This window comes from Polaromonas sp. P4_F4, from assembly GCF_056401355.1.
This window is the reverse complement of record NZ_JBFUJO010000015.1, coordinates 89,868-114,422: the sequence shown is the minus strand read 5'-3', so window position 1 is coordinate 114,422 and position 24,555 is coordinate 89,868. Positions and strand designations below refer to the sequence as shown.

22 protein-coding genes are annotated in these 24,555 nt (G+C 58.5%); 11 read left to right on the top strand and 11 right to left on the bottom strand.

Annotation, left to right across the window (positions count from 1 at the left end; genetic code table 11):
- Positions 1-28: 28 nt before the first annotated feature.
- Complete coding sequence (locus tag AC1DUR_RS16460; protein WP_477719792.1) at positions 29-955, top strand: LysR substrate-binding domain-containing protein; 927 nt, start codon at positions 29-31, stop codon at positions 953-955.
- Between the two features lie 282 nt (positions 956-1,237).
- Here AC1DUR_RS16460 and AC1DUR_RS16455 read toward each other — a convergent pair whose 3' ends face one another.
- The 4 genes from AC1DUR_RS16455 to AC1DUR_RS16440 form a co-directional block, all read right to left on the bottom strand.
- Positions 1,238-2,548 carry a D-amino acid dehydrogenase gene (locus AC1DUR_RS16455; RefSeq protein ID WP_477719791.1) on the bottom strand — a complete coding sequence of 437 codons (1,311 nt, stop codon included), beginning with the start codon at positions 2,546-2,548 and terminating at the stop codon, positions 1,238-1,240.
- Between the two features lie 128 nt (positions 2,549-2,676).
- A complete protein-coding gene (locus AC1DUR_RS16450) occupies positions 2,677-3,663 on the bottom strand; it encodes a transketolase family protein (protein ID WP_477719790.1) in 987 nt (328 codons plus the stop codon).
- A 3-nt stretch (positions 3,664-3,666) separates the two neighbouring features.
- Positions 3,667-4,542, bottom strand: coding sequence for a transketolase (locus AC1DUR_RS16445; protein ID WP_477719789.1), 876 nt, complete (start codon positions 4,540-4,542; stop codon positions 3,667-3,669).
- A gap of 69 nt (positions 4,543-4,611) precedes the next feature.
- A complete protein-coding gene (locus AC1DUR_RS16440; RefSeq protein WP_477719788.1) occupies positions 4,612-6,066 on the bottom strand; it encodes an NAD-dependent succinate-semialdehyde dehydrogenase in 1,455 nt (484 codons plus the stop codon).
- Positions 6,067-6,393: 327 nt separating this feature from the next.
- Here AC1DUR_RS16440 and AC1DUR_RS16435 point away from each other — a divergent pair, with 327 nt between their 5' ends.
- From AC1DUR_RS16435 to AC1DUR_RS16405, 7 genes are all read left to right on the top strand, one after another.
- The gene (locus AC1DUR_RS16435) at positions 6,394-7,692 is read left to right on the top strand and encodes an ABC transporter permease (RefSeq protein WP_477719787.1); all 1,299 of its coding nucleotides are present in this window, start codon (positions 6,394-6,396) and stop codon (positions 7,690-7,692) included.
- Between the two features lie 9 nt (positions 7,693-7,701).
- The gene (locus AC1DUR_RS16430) at positions 7,702-8,526 is read left to right on the top strand and encodes an ABC transporter permease (RefSeq protein ID WP_477719786.1); all 825 of its coding nucleotides are present in this window, start codon (positions 7,702-7,704) and stop codon (positions 8,524-8,526) included.
- Positions 8,523-9,440, top strand: coding sequence for an aminotransferase class IV (locus tag AC1DUR_RS16425; protein ID WP_477719785.1), 918 nt, complete (start codon positions 8,523-8,525; stop codon positions 9,438-9,440). Before AC1DUR_RS16430 ends, AC1DUR_RS16425 begins: the two co-directional genes overlap by 4 nt.
- Complete coding sequence (locus tag AC1DUR_RS16420) at positions 9,437-10,192, top strand: SDR family NAD(P)-dependent oxidoreductase (RefSeq protein ID WP_477719784.1); 756 nt, start codon at positions 9,437-9,439, stop codon at positions 10,190-10,192. Before AC1DUR_RS16425 ends, AC1DUR_RS16420 begins: the two co-directional genes overlap by 4 nt.
- A gap of 29 nt (positions 10,193-10,221) precedes the next feature.
- Positions 10,222-11,259, top strand: coding sequence for a histone deacetylase family protein (locus AC1DUR_RS16415; protein WP_477719783.1), 1,038 nt, complete (start codon positions 10,222-10,224; stop codon positions 11,257-11,259).
- A gap of 82 nt (positions 11,260-11,341) precedes the next feature.
- On the top strand, positions 11,342-12,385 hold the full coding sequence (locus tag AC1DUR_RS16410) for an ABC transporter substrate-binding protein (RefSeq protein WP_477719782.1): 1,044 nt from the start codon (positions 11,342-11,344) through the stop codon (positions 12,383-12,385).
- Between the two features lie 5 nt (positions 12,386-12,390).
- Positions 12,391-13,446, top strand: a complete 1,056-nt coding sequence (locus AC1DUR_RS16405) for a histone deacetylase family protein (protein ID WP_477719781.1) — start codon at positions 12,391-12,393, stop codon at positions 13,444-13,446.
- Positions 13,447-13,459: 13 nt separating this feature from the next.
- Here AC1DUR_RS16405 and AC1DUR_RS16400 read toward each other — a convergent pair whose 3' ends face one another.
- From AC1DUR_RS16400 to AC1DUR_RS16390, 3 genes are read right to left on the bottom strand one after another with little or no spacing between them, the layout of a single operon-like run.
- Complete coding sequence (locus AC1DUR_RS16400) at positions 13,460-14,158, bottom strand: GntR family transcriptional regulator (protein WP_477719780.1); 699 nt, start codon at positions 14,156-14,158, stop codon at positions 13,460-13,462.
- Between the two features lie 34 nt (positions 14,159-14,192).
- Positions 14,193-15,287: an ABC transporter ATP-binding protein gene (locus tag AC1DUR_RS16395; RefSeq protein ID WP_477719779.1), complete on the bottom strand. Its 1,095-nt coding sequence runs from the start codon at positions 15,285-15,287 to the stop codon at positions 14,193-14,195.
- Positions 15,284-16,699, bottom strand: a complete 1,416-nt coding sequence (locus AC1DUR_RS16390; protein ID WP_477719778.1) for an aminotransferase — start codon at positions 16,697-16,699, stop codon at positions 15,284-15,286. Before AC1DUR_RS16390 ends, AC1DUR_RS16395 begins: the two co-directional genes overlap by 4 nt.
- A gap of 173 nt (positions 16,700-16,872) precedes the next feature.
- On the opposite strand from AC1DUR_RS16390, the gene AC1DUR_RS16385 reads away from it, so the two are divergent.
- Both AC1DUR_RS16385 and AC1DUR_RS16380 read left to right on the top strand, forming a co-directional pair.
- The gene (locus AC1DUR_RS16385) at positions 16,873-17,928 is read left to right on the top strand and encodes an ABC transporter substrate-binding protein (RefSeq protein ID WP_477719777.1); all 1,056 of its coding nucleotides are present in this window, start codon (positions 16,873-16,875) and stop codon (positions 17,926-17,928) included.
- Positions 17,929-18,048: 120 nt separating this feature from the next.
- Positions 18,049-19,236: an ABC transporter substrate-binding protein gene (locus tag AC1DUR_RS16380; protein ID WP_477719776.1), complete on the top strand. Its 1,188-nt coding sequence runs from the start codon at positions 18,049-18,051 to the stop codon at positions 19,234-19,236.
- A gap of 580 nt (positions 19,237-19,816) precedes the next feature.
- On the opposite strand, the gene AC1DUR_RS16375 is transcribed toward AC1DUR_RS16380, so the two are convergent.
- Together AC1DUR_RS16375 and AC1DUR_RS16370 are read right to left on the bottom strand one after the other, a co-directional pair.
- Positions 19,817-20,794 carry a Bug family tripartite tricarboxylate transporter substrate binding protein gene (locus AC1DUR_RS16375; RefSeq protein ID WP_477719775.1) on the bottom strand — a complete coding sequence of 326 codons (978 nt, stop codon included), beginning with the start codon at positions 20,792-20,794 and terminating at the stop codon, positions 19,817-19,819.
- A gap of 15 nt (positions 20,795-20,809) precedes the next feature.
- Positions 20,810-21,712 carry an MBL fold metallo-hydrolase gene (locus tag AC1DUR_RS16370; RefSeq protein ID WP_477721759.1) on the bottom strand — a complete coding sequence of 301 codons (903 nt, stop codon included), beginning with the start codon at positions 21,710-21,712 and terminating at the stop codon, positions 20,810-20,812.
- Positions 21,713-21,797: 85 nt separating this feature from the next.
- Here AC1DUR_RS16370 and AC1DUR_RS16365 point away from each other — a divergent pair, with 85 nt between their 5' ends.
- On the top strand, positions 21,798-22,613 hold the full coding sequence (locus tag AC1DUR_RS16365; protein WP_477719773.1) for an IclR family transcriptional regulator domain-containing protein: 816 nt from the start codon (positions 21,798-21,800) through the stop codon (positions 22,611-22,613).
- 86 nt (positions 22,614-22,699) lie between these two features.
- On the opposite strand, the gene AC1DUR_RS16360 is transcribed toward AC1DUR_RS16365, so the two are convergent.
- A complete protein-coding gene (locus tag AC1DUR_RS16360; RefSeq protein WP_477719772.1) occupies positions 22,700-23,530 on the bottom strand; it encodes a hypothetical protein in 831 nt (276 codons plus the stop codon).
- A gap of 46 nt (positions 23,531-23,576) precedes the next feature.
- Positions 23,577-24,533 (bottom strand): hypothetical protein, encoded by a 957-nt coding sequence (locus AC1DUR_RS16355; protein ID WP_477719771.1) that lies wholly within the window; start codon positions 24,531-24,533, stop codon positions 23,577-23,579.
- Positions 24,534-24,555: the final 22 nt, after the last annotated feature.

Below are 24,555 nucleotides of genomic sequence, written 5' to 3'. Positions count from 1 at the left end.
GGCCACGTGGCCGGAAAGTAATACGACGATGGACCAAAGAATCACACTACGCCACCTCGAAGCGTTTCGCGCCGTCATGGTGCGAAAGTCTGTCACGGGGGCGGCGGAAATGCTCGAGGTCACACAGCCTGTAGTGACACGCCTGATCGCCGATCTTGAGGAACGCATCGCAATCCCTCTCTTTACGCGCACCAAGGGACGTCTGGTACCGACTCCAGAGGCCGCGCTGCTGTTTACAGATGTGCATCAGTCTTTGGTAGGAATCGAGCGAATTGCTAACGCGGCATCCAATATCAAGGCGCTGAAGCTCGGGCATCTGGAAATCGCTGCAGCTCCATCCATGGCGCTTACATTCCTGCCTCACGCCATTGCCAGCTTTACGCGCGAACATCCCGATGCTCTAGTGTCCCTGCATATGCACAGTTCGTCCACCGTAATCGACATGGTTCAGAGTAACCGCTGCGATTTGGGGTTTGCCATCATGCCCATGCGTACAACGCGGCACGGCAACAGCGAGATCTTGGTGTCAGCGAAGTCTGTCGGCGTAGTGCCGGTCCACCACCGCCTTGCAAGTCGCCAAGTTTTACGCCCGGAGGATTTCGAAGGTGAGAGTTTCATCTCCTACCCGCCCTTAATGGAAGCGCGCACTAGGATTGATTCACTAATGCTGTCGTACGGCGTGAATCGCCGCATCAACGTCGAGAGCCCGATTTCTGCCGTCATCACTAAATTGGTCGAAGCGGGCGCCGGTGTCTCCATCATTGATCCGCTGACGGCAAGTTTTTACACGGGGGGCTTGCTGAAGTTCATTCCATTTGAGGTTGAGCACGTCAATGATTACTCTCTCGTCATTTCGGAACGCAATTCATCCACACTCATCCTCAAGCCCTTCATTGATCATGCTCGCCGGGAGATCCGCAAGATGGTGCCCGGGCACCTGATTGTTCGTGGCTAGTGTTAAATTTCCACGCAAACCTGACCGGGAATTTCCATCGAGTATTGACCCACCCTCTTTGCGAGCAGAGCGGCTCACGGTGTGGATAAGTCCTTGGTTTTCTCCTTCTTTCGATAGCTGAAGGCGGCTTAAGCTAGAGCTGTTTGCCAACTTACTACAACCCCCAATTACCGTAAGTAGGCGGTTGTCGCGGGGCCAACGCTGCAGGGTACTTCAACCTAATTGGCTACTGGCGTGAACAGTTGGTGACGCTATCACCCGGGATACCGAAGAAACGACGCGTCATAGCGCAGCAGTTGAAGGCGAAACTGGCTCAAGCAATTTCCTCCGAGGAAGATAGCGATCAACACCGAGTCCAGCAGTGCTGATGTCAGGCCGCTGCCCAGTAACCAAATCCGAGACAAGTTTGCCCGAGCCGCAGGCCATAGTCCATCCCAGCGTACCGTGGCCAGTGTTCAAGAATAAATTGGCGTACCTTGTGGACCCAACGATAGGCGTGCTGTCGGGCGTCATTGGGCGGAGACCTGACCAGAAAGTTGCGTTCGCCACGTCGCCGCCGGGGAAAAGGTCCTTGACAACTAACTCCAACGTGGCGCGGCGGCGCGGATTAAGGCGTAGGTCAAAGCCGGCTAGTTCGGCCATACCGCCAACGCGGATGCGATTGTCAAAGCGTGTCACGGCCACCTTGTACGTCTCGTCCAGGACTGTAGACTGCGGCGCGAATGCTGGGTCAGTCAGAGGAACTGTCAGCGAATACCCCTTGACCGGGTAGACCGGAAGATCGATGTCCAGCGGAGCCAGCGCATTGCGCGAATAGCTGCCGAAGGCCAATACATAACGATCTGCCGTGTGAACTATTTGACCGGTCGCACCGCCAATGATCACCCCTGCGACCCGTCCGCCCTCTATCACCAGGCGCTCGACTGACTGGTTGAAGCGAAAGTCCACTCCCAAACCCTGCGCGAGCTGTGCCAGCGCGGCGGTGAAGCGGTGGCAGTCACCGGTCTCGTCGTTAGGAAGGCGCAGACCACCGGCCAGGCGGCCCCGCGCCTGGGCCAGGCTGGGCTCCACACCGGCGAGCTGGTCGCGCGACAGCAGCTCGTAGGGTACGCCGCAGTCTCGCAACACGGCGATGTCTCGATGCACTGCGTCGAGTTGAGTCTGAGTGCGGAAGAGTTGCAGCGTGCCGCCGACTCGCTGTTCGTATTGGATGCCGGTGTCGGCGCGCAGTTGCTGAAGACAACTGCGACTGTATTCGGCTACGCGCATCATGCGCTCCTTGTTGACAGCATACCGATCCGGCTCGCAGTTGCGCAGCATCTGCGCCATCCAGCGCAGTTGGAACAAGCTGCCGTCCAATCGGATCGCAAGCGGCGCGTGCTTCTGGAACATCCACTTCATCGCCTTTAGCGGAATTCCCGGCGCCGCCCACGGCGTCGAATAGCCCGGTGACACTTGACCCGCATTCGCAAAACTAGTTTCAAGCGCCGGGCCCGGCTGACGATCCAGCACGGTGACCTGCGCGCCCGCACGAGCCAGGTAATAAGCTGTGCTGGTGCCAATGACTCCACCGCCCAGAACAATGACTTTCATGTATTTTCCTTAGTCAGGCGGCGACAGCAGTGCACTGGAGTACAACATCTGCGCTGCAGAGATAGGAGTTCAAAGAGCCCAGCTTGCGCAACGAATCATTGCCGGGGCATATCTTCAACAACCGCGCATCAGATTTGCCTGGCTAATGCTTGGCGTGCGACGGCTTCGACACCCACCGCATCAAGTTGATATTCACGGTACAGATGAGTCGGTGGAGCAATCAGGCTGTATTCGTCGTTAATGCCGTGGCGAAATAGCTTCACACCGCAGCCTTCATCGGCTAGAACCTCGGCGACTGCCGCTCCTAGACCGCCCATGATGTTGTGCTCTTCCACCGTCATCAATGCGGCAGAATGTGCGGCAGCTCTAAGCACCGCGTCTCGGTCCAACGGCTTGATGGTGGCCATATCGATCACACCAACCGACCGGCCTTCGGCGTTGAGCGCCGCAGCCGCGTCGAGAGCAGACTTCACCGGCATTCCGCAGGCGATGATCGTCAGTTCGTGGCCTTCCCCGTGTTCAATCGCTTTGCCAATCTGGAATGGTGTGTCATCCGAATAGATATCCGGATCCCGGCCGCGGCCGATACGGAAATAGATCGGTTCAGGCCAATCCACCGAAGCTTTGATTGCGGCTTTGAGCTGTGGGCCGTCAGCTGGAGAGATGATGGTCAGGTTGGCAATTGACCGCATGGTGCCGATGTCCTCGGTCGCGTGGTGCGAAGTGCCGTAAAAGCCGAGCGAGATGCCCGTGTGATGCCCTATCAACCGAACCGGCAACGCGCTGTAGGCCACGTCCATGCGGATTTGTTCACAGCAGAGCAGCGCGAGGAAGGACGCAAAAGTAGCGACGAAGGGCATCTGCCCGGTCGTCGCCAAACCGGCCGCAGCCGACACCATGTTCTGCTCGGAGATCCCAAACTGGATGTAGCGCTCGGGATAGGTTTCAGCAAACTTGCTCAGGCCGTTCGAATACTGCAGATCGGCAGATCCGGCCACCACCGGGTGGCCGGCCTCGACCAGTTCGATGAGAGCGTCGGATAGCGCGCTCAGTCCTGGCGTGATCGCATTGAGGGAGCGGTATTGCCAGCTATCGGGGGAAACAAGGTAAGTCATGTGTCAGATCTCGTTCGTCATAATTTCTTGCACTGCCAACGCGGCGTCTTCGGGCGCGAGGTAGCCCAGATGCCAGCCCGGTTCGGTTTCCATGTAGGAGACGCCTTTGCCCTTCAGCGTCTTAGCAATGACACAGACGGGCCTTGATCGGTCGGTGTCGGCCTTGATCCGGCGCAGCAGCGCCGTCAGGGCGCTCAGGTCGTGACCATCGACTTCGTGAGTTTCCCAGCCGAACGCGCGCCATTTGTCGACCAGGCTTTCCACGCCCATGACGTCATCGACGCGCCCATCGAGCTGGAAGCCGTTACGGTCCACGATGGCCACAAGGCGATTCAAGTTGTAATGAGCTGCGAACATCGCGGCCTCCCATACCTGCCCTTCCTGCATCTCGCCGTCGCCGAGCATCACGAAGGTATGAAAGTCGCGTCCAGCGATGCGTCCGCCGTAAGTCATGCCCGCACCGGCGGAAAGCGCATGGCCGATTGAACCAGAGCTGAAGTCGATGCCGGCGACTTTGCGCATATCGGGGTGGTCACCCAAGGGATTGCCCAGGCGCGTGTAGCCGTCCAGCGTTTCCCTGTCGATATAGCCGTACTCCGCCAGCACGGGATACAGGCCCACCGCGGCGTGACCCTTGCCCATGAGGAACCGGTCGCGATCAGGCCATTGCGGTTCATTCGCACGGATGCGCATCACGTCGTAATACAGCGCAGCAAAGATCTCGGCGGCTGAAAACACCGAGCTGTAATGCCCAACTTTGGCGATCTCGATAAGTCGGATGGTCTCCAGCCGCACGAAACGCGCCTTCTCACGCAGCAAAGCCACCTGGGCGGAAGTGGGCGTAAAGCCTGTCGATGATTGGTTGTGGTTCGATGTCATTTTTCTCTTTCAATAATATATCATATATTCTAATTTCGAAGAAGCCAGCGCCTTTTGTGGGACAGTGCACTACAAGCCAGCCAGGCAGATGTACTTGAGTTCCAGATAGTCATCGAGGCCGTATTTCGAGCCCTCGCGCCCCAGTCCCGACTGCTTGATGCCGCCGAACGGTGCTTCGGCAGTCGAGATCAGCCCCGTGTTAACGCCTACCATGCCGGCTTCCAGCCGTTCGGCCACACGCATCACACGTCCGATGTCACGGCTATAGAAGTAAGCGGCCAAGCCGAACTCGGTGTCGTTGGCGCTGGCGATCGCCTCCTCCTCCGTGTCAAAGGCAAAAATGGGGGCCAGCGGCCCGAAGGTCTCCTCGCGTGCGACCAGCATCTCGCTCGACGCTTGGCCGATCACCGTCGGCTCGAAGAACAGGCCGCCTAGCGCGTGACGTTTGCCGCCGGTCAACACCTTGCCACCCTTCGCTACGGCGTCGGCGATGTGCTCCTCGATCTTCGCCACAGCCTTGTCGTCTATGAGGGGACCTTGCGTCACGCCGTCGTGCGTCCCATCGCCCACATGCAACGCGTGAACCCGTGCCACCAGTTTTTTTGTGAAAGATTCCAGCACGCCGCGTTGCACATACAGGCGGTTGGCGCACACGCAGGTCTGCCCGGTATTGCGGTATTTGGAAACCATAGCGCCCTCCACGGCCGCGTCGATGTCGGCATCGTCGAACACGATAAAGGGCGCATTGCCGCCGAGTTCCAGAGACAGCTTCTTAATGGTGTCGGCAGACTGGCGCATCAGCAGCCGGCCGATGTCTGTCGATCCGGTGAAAGTCAGCTTGCGCACGATCGGGCTGGAAGTCATCTCACTGCCAATCTGGCTGGCAGAACCCGTCACTACGGATAACAAACCAGGCGGCACGCCTGCCCGTTCGGCCAGCACGGCGAAGGCCAGCGCCGAATACGGCGTTTGCGATGCAGGCTTGACCACCATCGCGCAGCCGGCCGCCAGCGCCGGGCCCGCTTTGCGCGCGAGCATGGCCATAGGAAAATTCCAAGGGGTGATAGCCGCCGTCACACCAATCGGCTGCCGGATTGCGAGGATGCGGCGGTCGCCTTGGGTCGATGGAATCGTGTCCCCGTACACCCGCCGCGCCTCGTCCGCAAACCATTCGATGAACGAGGCTGAGTAAGCGATCTCGCCTCGGCTCTCAGCCAAAGGCTTTCCTTGCTCGCGGGTCATGATGAGCGCGAGATCCTCTGCGTTAGCGAGCATCAGGCCGGACAGCTCTCGCAGGATCAACGCGCGGTCTTTCGACGGCACCGCAGCCCACGCACGCTGCGCGACTTCCGCGGCGGCAATCGCCTGGCGCGTTTCCTCTGCGCCGCACAGCGGGACGCTGCCAATCACCGCACCGCTGGCAGGATTGACCACCTCCAGGGTCTGACCGCTGCGAGATCCCACCCACTGACCGGCAACGTAGGCCCGATCGCGAAGAAGTGTCGAGTCTTTCAATTGGAGCATGGCAACTCCCTCAGCGAGATCCGGCGACGTGTTGGCCTGATGTAGCGAGCGATGGGTTTCAACATTTCTATCCTTCATGCGTAAAAAAACTTGTAGTCAGCCAAAATGTAATATAGGATATATCCTACACCACTTAAACAGAGCTTGTCTTGTGGTTCCAAACATTTATGGAGTTCTTATGTCGATCACCCACGACGCGCACCACCAAGCAGGCACCCAACCTGCCCTTCTGCTGATCCCGTTCAGTCGAACAATGTTGAAGCGCATGTTTCACGGCGCACGCAGCGCAGGAGTCTGGCCGTCCCGCTGTTTCGCAGGTACGCGTTGATGTCCGCGATCCCCTCCCTGCAAACGTCGCCGCTGGCGACAGCCGTGCCCACCAACGAGCCTCAGCGACCGGCGCATTCACTCAAGGAGGCCACCCATCGCGCTGACCGCCGGCAAAGGGTGATCTCGCTGTTACTGATGGCTCCCGTGTTGTTGTACGGAACGGTATTCTTCATCCTTCCCTTGGCCATGATGATTTACCGCGCCGTGGATAACCCTGAAGTAGGCCAGGCGCTGCCGCGCACGGTGGCAGCATTAGCGACCTGGCGGGGAGACCGGCAGCAACTACCCGGCCCCGATGCCTTCGCGGCACTGACCGTCGATCTGGCGGAAGGCCAAGGAACAAGGGTGGTCGGCGAGTTGGCACGACGACTTAACTATGAAATCGGCGGCTACCGCACTCTGGTGATGAAAACGGCCCGAACGCTCGGTGAATCGCCACCTCCTCCAGAGGACGCCAAAGATTGGCTGATAGACGCGGACGAACGTTGGGGTGACGTGAGCTACTGGGCCGCGCTGAAGCGAGCATCGACCCCGTTGACTGGTCATTACCTGCTGGCCGCGCTCGACTTGAAACAAGCCGACAGCGGCGACATCGTCCGAGCAGAGCCGGATCAACGGATCTACCTGGACATCCTTCGTCGTACGCTGGGCATTGCCGCCGGCGTGACGCTGACCTGCCTGCTATTGGGCTATCCGTTGGCGTCGCTGCTGACCAAAGCCTCGCGGTCGGTCGCCTATGTCATCACGCTGGCGATCATGCTGCCGTTCTGGACGTCCTTGTTGGCACGCACCACTGCTTGGATCGTTGTGCTGCAAGAAAATGGCCTAATCAACAGCCTGCTCAGCGCGGTCGGCATTGTCGATCAGCCGTTGACGCTGATCTTCAACAGTACGGGCCTCTACATCGTGATGGTCCACATTCTTTTGCCCTTCACGGTCCTGCCGATCTACAACAGCCTCAAGGGAATTCCGCCGCACCTTATGCGCGCCTCGGCCTCGCTGGGGGCTCACCCGGTTCGTGGTTTTTTCAGCGTATACCTGCCCCTCAGTCTTCCGGGCGTCGCCGCCGGCGGGTTGCTGACTTTCATCGTGGCAGCGGGCTACTACATCACACCCTCGCTAGTGGGCAGTGCGCGCGAACAGATGCTGGGCTATTTCGTCGCCTTTTATGCCAACAATACGGTCAACTGGGGCATGGCATCGGCTCTGGGCCTAGTACTGCTGAGCTGCATCATGGCGGTCTACCTGATTGCTGCTTCCACTCTCGGCGTGAAACAACTCGCTGGTATTAAGTAAGGACAGAGCATGACGCACCAAACAATCGCACGGCTGGCCACTACAGCACACTTTATTTTCGGCGCAGTTATGGTGGCGTTTTTGCTACTGCCGCTGCTTGCCATGATTCCGATCTCCTTCAGTGCGGGCTCCTTCCTCTCGTACCCACTGCCCGGTCTGTCGATGCAGTGGTATGAGCGGGTGTTCTCATCCGGCCCGTGGACAGACTCACTGCGCAACAGCCTAATAGTAGGTGTGTTATCTACCTTAATAGCCACAACGCTAGGCACGTTGGCCGCGTTTGCCTTTGCACGGCGCAATCTGCCGGCGAAACGCACACTGCTTGGCTTTCTGATGGCACCGATGATCGTGCCTTCGGTCATCACCGGTCTGGGTATGTACTTTCTGTTCTCGAGACTTGGCCTCACCGCGAGTCTGACCGGCCTGGTGCTGGCTCACGCCATCTTGGCCACGCCCTTTGTCGTCATCACTGTCACCGCCACGCTGCAGCAGTTCGACATGACGCTTCTGCGCGCGGCCTACAGCTTGGGGGCATCTCCCCTGCGCGCCTTTTTCACCGTTGTTGTGCCACTCATTCTGTCAGGCATTGTGTCGGGCGCCCTGTTCGCCTTCATTACCTCGTTCGATGAAGTGGTGGTGGCAATCTTTATTGGCGGTCCTGGCCAGCGTACCCTCCCGCGCCAAATGTTCGATGGAATACGCGACACCATTGACCCATCCATCATCGCCATGTCGACCTTTCTCATGGTCGTCGCGACGATCGCTCTGACACTGTCCGCATGGCTCAGCCAACGCGCACCGCATACCGTTCCAACCGACAAGGCCTCTGCATGATTTCAGACTACTCCGAAGGCGTCGCATACATCGACGACCATTACATCCCCCTGCGCGACGCACGCATCCCGATTACGGACCGTGGCTTCCTGCGCTCCGATGCCACCTATGACGTAGCTCATGTGTGGAAAGGCAATTTCTTCCGGCTGGACGATCACATCGAGCGTTTTTTCTGGTCGATGGAGCAGCTGCGGATGTCCTTGCCCTTGAACCATGCGGCAATACGGCACATTCTGGAGCAATGCGTTTCCAAGAGTGGCCTGCGCGATGCCTATGTGCAGATGACCTGCACCCGAGGTGTTCCGCCGCGCGGCTCGCGCGACCCCCGCGAATGCACCAACCGCTTCTACGCGTTCTCGCAACCCTTCGTCTGGATCGCAACACAACAACAGCAGCAGCGCGGCGTCTCGATGGTCATCAGCGACGTGCAACGCATCGCACCCGAAGCACTGGACACACGCATCAAGAATTTCCATTGGCTGGATTTGACGATGGGCATTTTCGATGCCTACGACCAGGGTGCGCTTGTAGCCGTGCTGTCCGACAGCGCAGGCAACGTCACGGAAGGCGCAGGCTTTAACGTGTTTTCGGTGAAAGGCGGCGCGCTTACCACGCCCGAGCGCAACGTGTTCGAAGGAATGACTCGTCGCACGGTGATCGACATGGCGCGACAGTTCGGCATTCCATGCCAGTTGACGGCTATGCCACGCGCGCAGTTGAAAGACGCTGATGAGATCTTCATTACCAGTACGGCCGGCGGCATCATGCCTGTCACGCAGTTGGACGGTAGACACGTCGGTGACGGTCGGATCGGGCCTATGACGGAGCAGCTGCAGCGCAGCTACTGGCACCGCACCGGCAGCGACCCACGCAATACGCCGGTGCCGTACGAAATGGAAAAGGAAAACATATGATCATCGTCACTGGTGGTACCCACGGCATCGGCGCGGCAGTGGTCAAGCAACTGGCAGCGGGCGGATCGCCCGTTCTCTTCACCGGACGGGATGCTGCCGCTGGAAAAGCGCTTCAAGACACAACCCCTGGCGCGACCTTCGCTATGGCGGACGGGGCTGATCCGGACGCGGTCCAGGCGGCCTGCGACCGCGCGCTCGCCCTCGGCCACGGGCGTATCACCGGTCTCGTGAACAACGCCGGCACATCGTCGCGCACGGCCTTCCTCGAAACTAGCGTAGAAGAGTGGGACCGAGTAATGGCGGTGAATACCCGGTCTGTGTTTCAGTTCACCCGCACGGCCCTGCCAGCACTAATCGCCTCGCGCGGTGCCGTCGTCAACGTCGCATCTATCGCTGGCAAGGTCGGCGAGGAGGGGCTTGCCGCGTACTGCGCATCCAAAGGTGCGGTTATCGCGATGACGCAGGCGCTGGCATTGGAGTTCGGCGACCACGTCCGCTTCAACGTGGTCTGTCCTGGCCAGATCGCGACGCGAATGATGGCTCGCGTGATCGAGGACGGCCCGCGGCTGTCGGCCCTGACACGGCGCATCCCCGCAGGTCGACTCGGTGAACCCGGCGAGGTGGCGGCGCTCATCTGCTGGCTGCTGTCGGACGCAGCCAGCTTTGTAAACGGCGCCGTCATGACGGTTGATGGCGGCGAGACGGCGGGCTACCGCACGCCGCCCGTGGTACCCCCTGAGCCAAACAGGTAACACCCCCTCTCCCTCTCGAAAGACAACAAATGCTTCCCGTTCTATACACGCCGCTGCACCGCCAGCATGAACCAAGTTTCTTTTTTGTCGCCGGTAATTTCACGCCGGCGCAGGAGCGCATCGACCGCGCAGAGTTCCTGCGCGACGCTGCAGTTGCGGCCGGCTGCGAGCTAGTCACCGCGGCCGAGCATGGCCTGGCACCGGTGGCCGACGTGCATACGCCGGACTACATCTGCTTCCTAGAAGACGGTCACAAACGTTGGTCCGATATCCCCGGAGCGTCGGCCGAAATCGTCCCCAACGTCTTCGCCGTACACGGCCTTCACCACGGTTACCCAGAGCGCGTGGTCGGCCAGGCCGGGTACCACATGCAGGACCTGGCCTCGCCCATCGGCCCCGGCACCTATGCGGCGGCCCTGGCATCGGCCAACTTGGCCGTTGATGCCGCCGTGCGTGTGATCGCCGGCGCGCCGGCGGCCTATGCAATCTGCCGCCCGCCAGGGCACCACGCCTACCGCGAACGGGGCGGCGGTGTCTGTTACCTCAACAACGCAGCCATCGCGGCGCAGACCCTCAGGCGTCACGGACGACGCGTGGCGGTGATCGACATCGACGTCCATCACGGCAATGGCACGCAGGGCATCTTCTATGAGCGCGACGATGTCTATTTCGTCTCAATTCACCGCGACCCACTTAACTACCACCCCTACTTCTGCGGCTATGCGCAGGAGCGCGGCTCAGGCGCCGGTCTGGGCTACAACCTCAATCTACCGCTGCCAGCCAACACCGGCGACGACGCCTACCTGGTGGCGCTGGAACACGCCTGCCGCCGGCTGCACTCCTTCCAGCCGGACGCGCTGGTGATCTCGCTCGGCCTGGATGCGCACGAGAACGACCCGTTCAAGGGCCTGCGCGTCACGACCGAAGGGTTCCGCCGCATCGGCGAGCGACTGGGTCATCTCGGGTTCCCTTGCGTCATGGTGCAGGAAGGCGGTTACGACTGCGACCACATAGGCACCAACCTCGTTCACTTCCTGGATGGACTGACCAGCAAGCTCAAACCTTGAACGCTGCCGACCCAATTCGACTAACCGTTCTACTCGCGTCTGCTTCTCCACCCTGATCTTAGCTAATCTCAAGGAGTTTTCCATGCCTTCCTCGTTTCGCATTCGCCTTCTCGCCATCGCCGCACTGACCCTACTCTCTACTGCCGCTAGCGCACGCGACCTAACCGTCGTCAGCGTCGGTGGATCGCTCCAGGAGGCTTTTCGAAAAGCCTACTGGCAGCCCTATGCGGCCGCCAAATCCGAGAAACTGGTAGAGGACACAAACGTCGTGGGTCTGACAAAAGTTAAGGCCATGGTCGAAGCCAACAACGTGATCTGGGATTTGGTACAGATGGACGAAGAAGACGTTGTGGTGGGCTGCGAATCCGGCCTTCTCGAGAAAGTTGACTGGCGTGCGGTTGCGCCCTCCACGCTCGATCTACCCAAAGAGTCGCTTAGCCCCTGTGGCGTGCCCACAATGCTGTGGGCTAAGGTCATGAGCTACGACACCAAGCGCGTCGCAAACGGGCCAAAGTCGTGGGCGGACTTCTGGGATACAAAGAAATGGCCTGGCAAGCGGGCGCTGCGCAAACAGGCCAAGCAAACCCTGGAGATCGCGCTGATGGCCGACGGCGTACCGGCATCTGACGTTTACAAGGTGCTGGCGACTAAAGCCGGCCAAGATCGCGCATTCGCCAAGCTGGATCAGTTGAAGAAGGACGTCCAGTGGTGGGAGTCTGGTGCGCAGCCGGTCGAATGGCTTACGTCCGGCGCCGTGGCGATGTCGTCCGCCTATAACGGCAGGGTCGATGCTGCGAACAAGGAAGGTAAGTCGCTGGCGATGGTGTGGAAGAACCAGATCTATGGCCCGACCTATTGGGTAGTAGTCAAAGGCACGCCGAACAAAGCCAAAGCCGTCGCGTTAATCAACTTCATGACCTCGGCGCCGCAGCAAAAGCTCTTCGCCGAGACCATCTCCTACGGCCCGGTCAATCCCAAGGCGCAGAGCGCACTTTCCAAGTCAGTGCTCGACCGCTTGCCCAACGCGCCACAGAACACCGATGCGCCGCTGCTGCAGAACACCGCTTTCTGGGCCGACCACTTGGACGAATTGCAACAGCGCTTTGCCAAGTGGGTGTCCAACTGAAGGACATGGTCCAACCGGTGCAGCCCATCGAGGTGTTCCACACTCCGTTGCACGCGCTGCACCGACCCGGCCTGCTAGGCGCACTGGGCGGCTGGCGTCCATCGCGCGACGACCCCGTCCGCATCGACCGAATGCTGGATGCAGTGGCGACATTGGGTGTGGCGGTGCGCGAGCCAGCCACGTTCGGCCTGGAGCCGGTCCGGCGCGTGCACGAGAGTCGCTACCTTGACTTCTTGACGCATGCACATCAGCAATGGTCCCGGACCCCGGGCACATCGCCAGAGGTGCATGCCAACGTCTTCGCTATGCGCCGGCCTCATCAGAGTAGCTATCCTTCATCTATCGTCGGCCGCGCTGCCTATCACTTTCACGACCAACTCGCGCCCATAGGGCTGAATACCTGGGAAGCAGCGCTGGCGGCATCCAACCTCGCGGTTGCGGCCGCCGATGCCGTAATAAACGGCGCGACCTGCAGCTATGCGATGTGTCGCCCGCCAGGGCACCACGCCTATGCCGACATGGCTGGTGGCGGCACTTACCTGAACAATGCGGCTATCGCTGCAGAACATCTGCGCACGCGCTTTGCTCGCATTGCGGTGATCGACCTCGACGTTCACCACGGCAATGGCACCCAGGACATCTTTTGGCGAAGGCCAGACATCTTTTTTGCATCGCTGCACCGCCACCCAGAAGACTACCACCCCTTTTTCAGTGGCTACGCTAACGAGACGGGCGAAGGCGCCGGAGAAGGCTATACCCTGAACGTACCGCTGGCTGCGGGAACCACGGACTTACATTACCTGAACCAGCTAGAAGTCGCTCTGGACTGCATCGTTGCCTACGCACCTGACGCACTGGTGGTGTCGCTCGGGCTCGATGCTCACGAATACGATCCGGCACAGGGCCTACTGCTGAGTGATGCTGGATTTTCGGCCATCGGCCGGCAGGTCCGGCAGTTAAATCTGCCGTCAGTCTTGGTGCAGGAAGGCGGCTACAACCCTGGCGTGGTGGGCTCGACGCTGGTGGCCTTCCTATCCGCGTGGCTGGACGACGGCCGTTGATACAGCCGCCGATTCAGGCAGCGGCTTGTTCTTCCTGGCTGGCCTGATATTCCTTCAGGAAGCGCTCGATACTGGGCGCTGCCGACATTAGGTCTGCGCGTATGGCCTTGACGGCGGCGGCGGGATCATGCTTTTCCAGTGCAGCCAGCAGCAAGTCGTGCTGACCGTGGCCCTGGTCATAGGTCCCGCCGGACTTCTCGTAGAAGGCGCGAAGGATGGGGCCCATCGACGTCCACATATTCTCGATCATCGCCAGCAAGGTCGGCAAGCGGCAGTGCACGTAGACGCCAAAGTGGAACTCGCGGTTGTAGCGCAATTGCTGCTCCGCGTTGTGGCTGGACTCGGCCTGAGTGAATTTCTTGTTGATGCGCACCAGCTCGGCAATATCGCGCGCACCGATGTTGCTCGCGGCCACCTCGACGGCCGCTGACTCGAGCGCCAATCGAACGGTACGGATTTCAATATAGCGCGCCAGCCCCAGAGGAGGCACCGCGATTTGCTTAGCCGTTTCCATCTCCAAGGCATGCTCGCTGACTAACCTCAGCAAGGCCTCGCGCACCGGGGTGTCGCTGGTCCCGAACATCTGGGCCGTCTCGTTGATACGAAGCCGGTCGCTCGGCATATAACGGCCAGCAATCAGGGATTCACGAATCTCGGAATAGACCCGCGAGGCGAGATTCGTCTTGTCGATGGGCTTATTGGGGGGTTTCACAGGTTCCTCGTTGCGCTACCTTCGAATTTTGACATTAAAACCTTGAGGCATTGTGAGCGAACACCAACATATCGTGCGGCTCCCATCCCAAAGTAACAGGCGCGCCCACACTGGTATCGACGGGCAGCTCGCCGCTTGTCAACTTGGCGACCATGGTATTGCCGTTTTTCAGCATGGCGACCAGCCGGGTATGGTCACCAAGATAGGCCATGTCCGCAATGGTGGCCTCAACGCTGACGGTTAATCCCCTGGACAGAGAGACGCTTTCCGGGCGCACCAGGGCCCTGGCATGCTGGCCTGGAGCCAGACCATGCGTCGGCATTGGTATCCGGATGCCACTGCCCTGGCCCAGCTCTAGCGACGTGGCACCGCCGCTGCTGGCCTTTATCACGCCGTCAAGACCGTTGTTTTCTCCGATAAAAGTCGCGATGTAGGACGTGGCAGGTGCGTCGTAGATCACAGCGGGCGGCGCCAGCTGCTCAATACGGCCATCATGGAAGACAGCCACGCGATCGGACATCGTCAGCGCTTCACTCTGATCGTGCGTGACGTAGACGATGGTCACACCGAGTTTCCTGTGGATCTGCTTGATTTCGAACTGCATGTGTTCCCGCAGGTTCTTGTCCAGCGCTCCTAGGGGTTCATCCATCAGCACCAGCTCCGGATCAAACACCAGCGCTCGAGCCAACGCAACACGTTGTTGCTGACCGCCCGACAGTTGTGCCGGCTTGCGGTTGGCCATGCTGCTGAGCTGCACCAGCTCCATAGCCCGCTCAACTTTGTCTTTCAGCACGGTTTTGGACAGTCCACGCATCTTCAGTGGGTAGCCGAGATTTTCCGCCACCGTCATGTGCGGGAACAGCGCGTAATTCTGGAACACCATGCCGATGCCACGCTGGTGGGCCGGAACATCCTGGATCGGGCGGCCGTCCATCAAGATCTGGCCGCGGGTCGGGTTCTCGAAACCAGCCAGCATCATCAACGTCGTGGTCTTGCCCGAACCCGAGGCGCCCAGCAGGGTCAGGAACTCTCCTCGCCGTATCGACAGATTGAGATCGGGAATGACCAGTTGCGTGCCGTCATAGCTCTTTTGCACGCCAATCATTTCAATCAGGTTGTCATGACTCATGACAGCACCTCCAGCGAGTTAGCCTGGCGATCGGCTACATCGTCGAGGGCCAGCTTCAGCGTAGCGACCATGCCGACGATCTGCGACTCGTCCATGATGTAGGGAGGACTCAGAGCGATCACGTCGCCCATACTGCGAACTATTAGACCGTGCGAGCGCGTGGCGCGCTCGACCTGTGCGCCGATCGCGAGACGGCTGTCGAATGGCTCCGCGGTGCGCTTATCCGCCACCAGTTCGATGCCGGCGATAAACCCTGTGCCCCGGACTTCGCCCACTAGGCCATGGCTCGTAAGTGCGCGCAATTCGCGATGCAGCACATCTCCCAACTCCTTCGCGCGAACGGGCAGGTCCATCTCTTCATAGATGGCCAACGCCTCAAGGGCGATTGCGGCACTGAGCGGATGGCCAGAATATGTGAAGCCGTGCCCGAAGCCACCGGTCTTGCCGCTATGGCATTCCATCACCTCGAACACAGGGGCACTGACGACCACACAGGAGATGGGCGCGTAACCCGAAGACAGCCCCTTGGCGCAAGCCATCATGTCCGGCTCGATATCGAAAGTCTGTGAGCCAAACCAGTTTCCGGTCCGACCGAAACCACAGATGATCTCGTCGGCCAGCATCAAGATGCCGTGTCGGCGCAAAACCTGTTGCACCTGCTCAAAATAGCCAGCCGGCGGAACTATCACGCCGCCCGCACCAATAATGGGTTCCGCGATGAAGGCTGCAATAGCGTGCGCACCGTGTTCGGCAATTGTCACTTCTAGGTTTTGAACTAGGCGATGAACATAGGCCGCCTCAGACTCGCCATCACGTGCGTTCCGGTAGAAGTATGGGCAGTCGACACGCACGATGCCGTCAATGGGCAAGCCGAAGGCCTGATGCATGTTGGTCAGACCGGAGAGGCTGGCGCCCATCACCGTCGAGCCATGAAATCCACGGTCCCTAGCGAGAATCTTCCGGCGCGCCGGCTCTCCTCGGGCTATGTGGTAATTCCAAGCCATCTTGACCATGCTGTCGTTAGCCTCAGACCCTGACGTCGCGAAAAACACCCGTGCGTCCGACATGGGACTGAGGGACGAGATCTTCGCCGCCAGCAATGACGCAATGTCGCTAGAGCGGTGATTGAAGGTGTGATAGTAGGGCAGTTTTTTCATCTGCCGACTTGCAGCTTCCACAAGCCTTTCATTCGAAAACCCCAGCGAAGCACACCACAAGCCGGCCATACCTTCCAGGTAGCGATTGCCATGTTCGTCGATCACATATGGGCCGTCCCCACGGACCATCACTAGGGGGCCCTGCGTCCGGTGAGATTGCAGGTTGGATTGCGAGTGCAGGTGATGTTGGGCATCGGCCGAGCCAACGCGCGTAAGCGGTAAGTCCGAAGGATAAACACCGTCTAAAGATTTCATTTGATTTCCTCAATTGACACAAGATATATCATATATCAAGATATTATGAACTTGGGAATTCCCTCATCTGGGAGCTTAAAAAAGCTTTGATCACGCTTAAATTAGAGTATAGGATATATCATGTATTCTAGATAGGCTAGTTTACATGTTTGACATTACCCAAGGGATTTCACATGCCACTCACCTCCTCTCCTCGCTACGGCGTCTTAGCCGTATTGGCCACCCTGGCCGCCTTCGCCTCCGGAAATGTCGTCGCCCGAGACCTCACGGTCGTAGGCTTCGGCGGCGCGCTCCAAGAAGCGTTCAGAACCGCCTACTTCACGCCATACGCGAAAGCCAAAGGCAGCAAAATCGTCGAAGACTCCTATGAAGGCGGCATTGCCAAGCAAAAAGCCATGGTGGAAAGCGGGAACGTCACCTGGGACCTTGTACAGATGGATGAAAACGAGATGACCGCCGCTTGCGAGCAAGGCCTGCTCGAACGCATCGACAAAGCACTGTTCACGAATGCGAAGGACGTCGACGCATCGGCGTTTGCAAAATGCGGCGTAGGCGCATTCATTTGGTCAGAAGTGTTGACCTATGACACCACGAAGTTCGGCACCAATGGTCCCAAAAACTGGGCGGAGTTTTGGGACACAAAAAAGTGGCCAGGCAAACGTGGTCTACGCAAGCAGCCGCGGATGACGTTGGAAATCGCACTGCTGGCCGATGGTGTCCCCGTGTCGGATATTTATAAGGTACTCGCCAGCAAAAAAGGGCAGGACCGTGCATTCGCCAAACTCGACAAACTAAAGGATTCCATCGTGTGGTGGGAGACCGGTGCACAACCGCTGGAATGGCTGAACTCAGGCGCGGTCTCAGTAACAGCGGCTTACAGCGGTCGCATCGCCGTCGCAGCAAAACAAGGCAAGATTTTCCCTATCGTGTGGACCAATCAGTTGTACAGCATGGACTATTGGACGGTGATCAAGGGCACGCCCAACAAGGCTCAGGCGCTGGACTTGCTCAACTTTTCGCTAGCCGCGGACAACCAAGCAGCATTTGCCCAGGCAATTCCCTATGGAACGCTGAACAAGCGCGCCATTCCAATGATCTCCACGGCGACCCAGGCCCTGCTGCCGACTACCCCTGAACATCTCAAGAGCGCGGTGTTGCTAGACACCGGCTTCTGGCTCGACCATGAGACAGAACTGCTCCAGCGATTCACTAACTGGGTAGGCAAGTAAATACCGACAGGGCGGACGTGTCCGCCCTGCCCGGCTAAGACTGCGGGTTGGCTTGCCAAATAGTCGACTGGCCACTTTCAAGATGAAAAAACATGTCGCGAAGACATCGCAGGAACCACTATGCTGAAATCATTGCCATCCATAGCAAAGCGATCACTGACGTCGCTAATACTCGCACTAATGATCAGCTCGCCAACATCAGCTGCGGAAATCATATTCGGTCAAGTAGGCCCTCTCGCTGGAACAGAGGCCAATCAGGGACGCGCGTACGCCGTCGGGGTTCAGTTGTATTTCAACCAAGTGAATGCGGCAGGAGGCATCGCCGGCAACACACTAACTCTAGTATCACGTGACGATGCAGGAAACCGGGAGCAGGCATTGTTGGTGACGCAACAATTGGTGGCTGAGCAGCGTCCGATTGCATTAACTGGATATTTCGGCGCAGCCAATATGTCGACCCTGCTAGCTAGTGGCCTGCTGGAGCAGGAAAAAATTCCGCTTGTAGGTTTCCGCGGCGCGCAAGTCCCCAAGAACCGCACCTTTGTCTACAGCGTACGCGCAGGCTTGCCAGAGCAGCTCGACAAAATTGTCCAACACCTCGCAACCCTGGGAATTCAGCGATTAGGACTTTTATACGAAAGCGGACCTCAGGCAGCAAGTGTGCTGCAATTCGTACGCGACAGCGTCGCAAAGCGTGGCTTGAACGTGGTCGCCGCTGCAATGCAGACCCCCTCACCAGATCAAGTGACGAAAAATGTTCGAATGTTGCTAGTTGCGCAGCCGCAAGCCATACTCTTGCAGGTAGAGTCCTCTGGCGGCCCGTTCGTGGAACGCTACCGTGCTGCTGGCGGGACCGCGCAGTTATTTGCAACTGCAGACCTCGATATTGAGCAGCTTGGGCAGCGCATCGGTGAAACTGAGCTTGCAGGCATCTCGATTGCGCAGGTGACGCCAAGCCCGAGCAAACCAACCATTCGACTAACACGCGATTTTCAGCAGGCATATCAAGCTGAAGCGGGCGGAAGCAAAGCCAAGCTTGAAGGTGGATTCATTCCGCTCGAGCAGCGGATGGCACAGCGACCGATGAGTCATGCCATGTTCGAGGGCTACATCGCCGCGCGGGTGTTGGTGGAAGCCATGCGTCGCGCAGGCGCAAACCCGACGCGCGCAAGCTTTGTTCGCGCGCTAGACAGCCTAGAACGGCTTGATCTCGGTGACTACATCATCTCCTACCAACCCGGCATCCACACCGGGTCAAGCTACGTCGATCTATCCATCGTAGGCGTCGGTGGAAAGCTTCGACAGTGAGCCATGACTAGGCCTTGCTGAATCAATGTGGTGTACCACCCCAACATCCAAAAAAAGCCAAAAACCCGCATGCCTATTGGCATTGCGGGTTTTTCATTGTCCAAGGTCGTGCAGTGAAATACACTGGTATGCAGCCGTTTTGATGGTAACTACAAAACGCCCTCAAATGGCAAAATTGGCACCAGCGAGATGTACTCTACCGCGGCCGCGCGCGACGTTGCCACGGCGCCCTAGGCGCACCCACATCCCGCTCGTTTCCCTACTTACCAAAACACCCCATTCCCGGGAGTAGGTATGCGTACCCGGTTAATGCATCAACACACTCGACCACAATCCCCCGTTACAGCGAGCACGAGCCCAACCCCGCGCACTTTCCTAGTCGTCTCGTGCCATGCCTTACGGGTAGCAATTGAGCCTCAGCGTCTTGCGAGCTACCTGGAGCTAGCGGCTACGAGGTGATGGCGCTAAACCTGCTCTGACCGCCGCATCAGGCGGGCCGCTGAGCTGCACATGGAGTCACACACCGTCAATGTCGACGGTACACGATTCGGATTCAAGGATGGTCATGAATATTCCAGACTCAATCCACCTTGATACCCATCTGGCTAATCGCCCGTTGCCAGTACCGGCTGTCCTCCGACACCAATTTTTCCATGTCCGCGGCAGTTCCTCGCAAGGGCAATGCCCCCAGGTCATGCAGCTGTCGTTGAAGTACCGGGTTGGCCAGTGCTTCGTTAAAGGACCGGTTGAGTTTTTCGATCACGTCAGGCGGGGTTCCCTTGGGTGCCGCAATGCCCCACCAGGTGCTGGCCTTGACATTACTTAATCCCAGCTCATTCAATGTTGGCACCTCGGGAAATTCTGCAATCCGCGCGGGTCCTCCGACCGCGATGGCGCGCAGTTTCCCAGTCCTGACGTGCGGAGAACCAACACCCGATCCAGCCAACATCATCTGTACCTCATTGGACAGCAAGGCAGTGACGGCAAAGGGCGAGCCCTTGTATGGCACGTGGGTGAGCCCTAATTTTGCGTTTTGATTGATCAACTCGGCCGCCAGGTGCGGTGGCGTTCCTGGCCCCGGTGAACCGTAGTTAAGTTTGCCGACATTGGCCTTCGCATAGCTGGCAAATTCCACAAAGTTTTTTACTGGCAAAGAGGCGTTGATGAACACCACCGAAGGTACGTCTACTAGGACAGAGACAGGCTGAAAGGCTTTTAGCGGATCGAACCCCATGTCCTTGTAAAGAAACTGATTGCTGGCGAAGTTATTCGCCGCCGCGAGCAGTAGCGTGTAGCCGTCCGGGCTCGCCTGGGCGACCGTGCTTGCGCCAATATTTCCACCGGCCCCCGCGCGATTGTCAATCACGATGGGTTGCCCCAGACGACGGCGTAAATCTTCGGTGAGGACGCGGATCACGTTGTCGCCCATACTACCGGCCGGATAGGCCACGACGACCTTGATTGGCCTTTGCGGCCAGTTGGTCTGGGCAGGTACCGCCCCACAAGCCAGCGCAGCCAGCACAAAGGCTGTCAGTTTGAAAAGCAGGGACTGAGGCATGTCATTACTCCTGGCTTAAAGGTCGATACGCATCAGGTCATGAGCCAACTGCAGCGGACCGGTGTAGCTCTTGCGGATGTCGCGCACAACGCTTTCCATGAATTCCGGCCCCACCATGTCGATTGGCATGTGGTGCGCCAGATAGCCTTTGAGGACCGGGTTGGTGGTGTCAAAGTGGCCAAAATGTGTTGCAACCACCATCTTCGCGTTGGCCTCCGCCGCGAGCCTTCCAAGCTCGAGGGGGCTGGTGTGGTCTGAGGTGCCGATCTGCGTGTTGCGCCTGAATTCAAGGGCCTCTTCCGGGAATGTGCACTCGTGAATGAGCAGGTCACAGTTTTTCGCGAACCGCCGCATCGTGTCACATGGCTTGGTGTCGCCCGAAAAGGCGATCGACTTGCCAAGTGCTTCCAGCCGAAACCCGAAGCAATGCAGGATTTCCGGCGCAATGTGGTCAACGTAGTCGGCGTAAATTTTCACCAAACCATCGTCAAAAATGAGACCCGTCGAGAATTCGACGACGTGCGGACGGATCATCTCCATTGAATCGGCGCGCTGCTTGTATTGCGCCCGCGCGGCAATGTCGAGCTTGTAGGCACCGTTTTCCAGCAGATGGTCAATGAAGTCCTGGGTCCCTGGCGGGCCGTAGATCTCAGGCTTGACTTTTCTGTTGGCCATCCAGGAGGCAATCAGGAAGTAGGCCGAATCCTCCATGTGGTCGAAGTGCAGATGGCTGATGAACACGTGGTTCACCAGTGCCGGGTCTACATTGGCTTTCACCATCTGGCGGGTGGCGCCATGACCGATGTCCAGCAAGTAGTGGCGGTCCCGCACCGTGACCAGAATGGACGAATGCCCGCGGCATGGGTCCGCCAAGGCGGCGCCGGTGCCCAGCATCGTGACGCGAATTCCTTCTACCATTTCGTTCTCCTGCGGCGACGGGCCGCTTGTGTTGATCGAAGAATAGGCTTCACGCGAAGCAGCGAGCAAGTTATAGTTTCACTCAGTGAAACGGAATAAAAATCCACTCCTTGCACCGAACCTCCCGCAAGTCAAATCGATTGCAGCCTTGCGACGTGGACTTGAAGTGCTTGGTCTGATCAGGCAGGGCCATGGACTCGCCCTGGGCCAGTTGCATGACATGACGGCCATCCCCAAGCCTTCGTTACTGCGCATCCTCAGGACCCTGGAGGAGTCCGGATGGATTCACCGCCGCATGGGCGACAACCTGTACATGCCAAGAGAACAGCAGGAGGCACCGTCCACGGAGAGCGTCCCGCGCGTTCGTCTGGAGGACGCGGCAACTTCCGTGCTTCGTGACCTGAAAAAGAAAATGCCCTGGCCGTCGGATCTTGGGGTTCGTTCCGGCACGCGAATGCTGGTCGTCCAGAGCAATCGGTCCCTGTTTGGCGAGAACTGGAAGCGCTCGGTCATTGGCGCCCAACCCGACATGCTCGGCTCAGCCATGGGTCGTGCTTACCTGGCTTTTTGCCCGGCCAGCGAACGCAAGGAATTGCTCGGGCAGCTGATTCGCCCTGGCGGCCCGATGGCGCGCCGGCGTGAATGGCTGGACCGTCTGCTGGAAGACGTTCGCGCGCGTGGCTATGCCGTGCGCGACCCGCTTTATGCCGGCCCCGACGCCGACCATGACACCCATCTTTCCGCCATCGCCGTGCCCGTCCGTTCCGGCGGTGGCATAGCGGCTTGCCTGAGTTGCGTCTGGCATGTCGGGACGGTGAAGGAGTCTGCCGTCATATCCAAGGGTCTGGGATTGCTGACGGACGCGGCGAACCACATCTCTGGCATGCTGAGCCCTGCGTAATGCCGGGTTAGCACGGGGAGGCGGCTAAATACTGGCTATACAGCTGTTTGGGGATGCGATCGAGTCTGTCGCTGGGGAAGAGATAGCTATTCTCCAGTCGGAAGTGCTTTATCTAAACAAGCAGCTTCACCGATACCCTGCTTAATACATGCAGAATAAGTCGCTTCCACATCCGCACACACTTCCTTGGCATGCTGCACCGCTTCAGCGTCCGACATTCCGCCAAGCTTCTGCGCGTTCGGGATAACTCTAGGGGCGCAGATGGTTAGAAAAGGCTTCTCAGAGGATTGAGTGCGTTCGGATTGTGGATTCGTCTGACTGAGAGATGGATCAGGCAGCTGAAATCCGGACGTTCCGAGTGACTCTAGGTTCTTTTGTACTTGCTCTATTTTTCCTCTGACCTCCGCCTCCTTATCCTCAACCGCTGAATTCATGATGTTCCAGCTTCCTAGAAATACTAGCGCCACCAGGGCCCCCCAGACTGAAAGATTTGCCAAACCATAATGCTTGCGCTTGTAGAGGTAAGTCGGGTATCCCACAATCCAAAGCAGCGCGATGATAAAAAACCAAGCAATTGGACTGTACGTTCCCTCGGCCCGGTCTGAGGCCATTCCGGCCTTGCCCGCTTCCATTGAGGCAACTACGGCGGTCACCAGAATAACGACCGCAAGTATGAGAGTCATCGTACTTCCGGGCGACTGGAGCAGGTTCATATTCCCCACCCAAAGCCAAATTAGCATCGTTGCCACCACGGGGGCCGCAAGCAGCGCTACGCCATAGTCGGCCAGCGGTAAGGGTTTTGCGGCTGCAAGCACTGGGCTATCAACATCTACTAATGACCCGCAATGCTTGCATTTTTTTGCATCAGCGAGGATTTCTTCCGCACAAAATGGGCAGCGTTTTATGGCTTCAGACATGATGGTTTCGATTGATTATTTCGGATGTGTTTGTCCGGGAGGTTTTTCAAGACAAGGGAGCGAGGCACATAGCTCGCATCACGGCGATGGTGCTGCTGCTGCCGTTTACCAGCTTGACAGTGCGGGTGCTGGTCTGTGTCGCGTATCCCTTAACCATTGCGCCTACTCTGATTTCCTCGCCCTCAAAAACACGAGCCCCCTTTCCGACGACCAAGATCGTGTTGTCGGGCGGGCTGAATGCCAGTTGAAATAGGGCCGGCACCTTGCCCGAAAGAAGGATGTTTTCTCCATCAATTTGGGCGACAACACCAAAATATTGGCCAATGCCTTTAGGCGACTGATACGCCGCAGCCATGACAGGGGCGAGCAGTGCTTCCGGCGTGTCATGGCCTTGTGTGACCATGTATTGCGCGCAATTTGTAGGGACGCGTTTACCGGAGCGCAGTTCGGCGACGACGACAGCCCGCTCCTCCGCTTCTTTCTTTTTCTGGCGCGTTTGGTTGTCGGCCGTTTGCTGATCGCTGAATTCCTTCTGCTGCTGCATTACCAGTCGGTTACGCCGCACAAAGTCTTCGCGGATCGGTTGGCTCTGCTGCAGGCACTTCGCTTGCAATTGGTCGTAGCCTGAATTAAGGACACGGCTGTATGCGCGGTATGCCTGCATTTCGTCCATGCAGGCTTCATCGCTGGCGATCAGATGTGGCTTCGTTAGGTCCAGCTGCTCGTAGCGCTTACGTATGTTGTTGAGAATGGCCGCCAGGTTCTCTGGTGTATCCAGGTCATTGTTCATTGGCCCCCTACGTTGGTTTGCCGACGGCGTTGGTTGCTGCGCCGTGCCTTGGCTTGGCTGGCCGGCCTGTGCTGGCGTGTCGCAAGGGATAGCGCCCTTCGCGTTGAATAAGGCGCCTAACAAGACGTTCGCTACTTGGCAGCCCGAATCAGGTTGTTGTGCAAAAGCATTTGCACCCGCCCACAGCGCGGCCAAAACAATTACGTTTTTCATGTTGTCCTCCCGTTGGTTATCG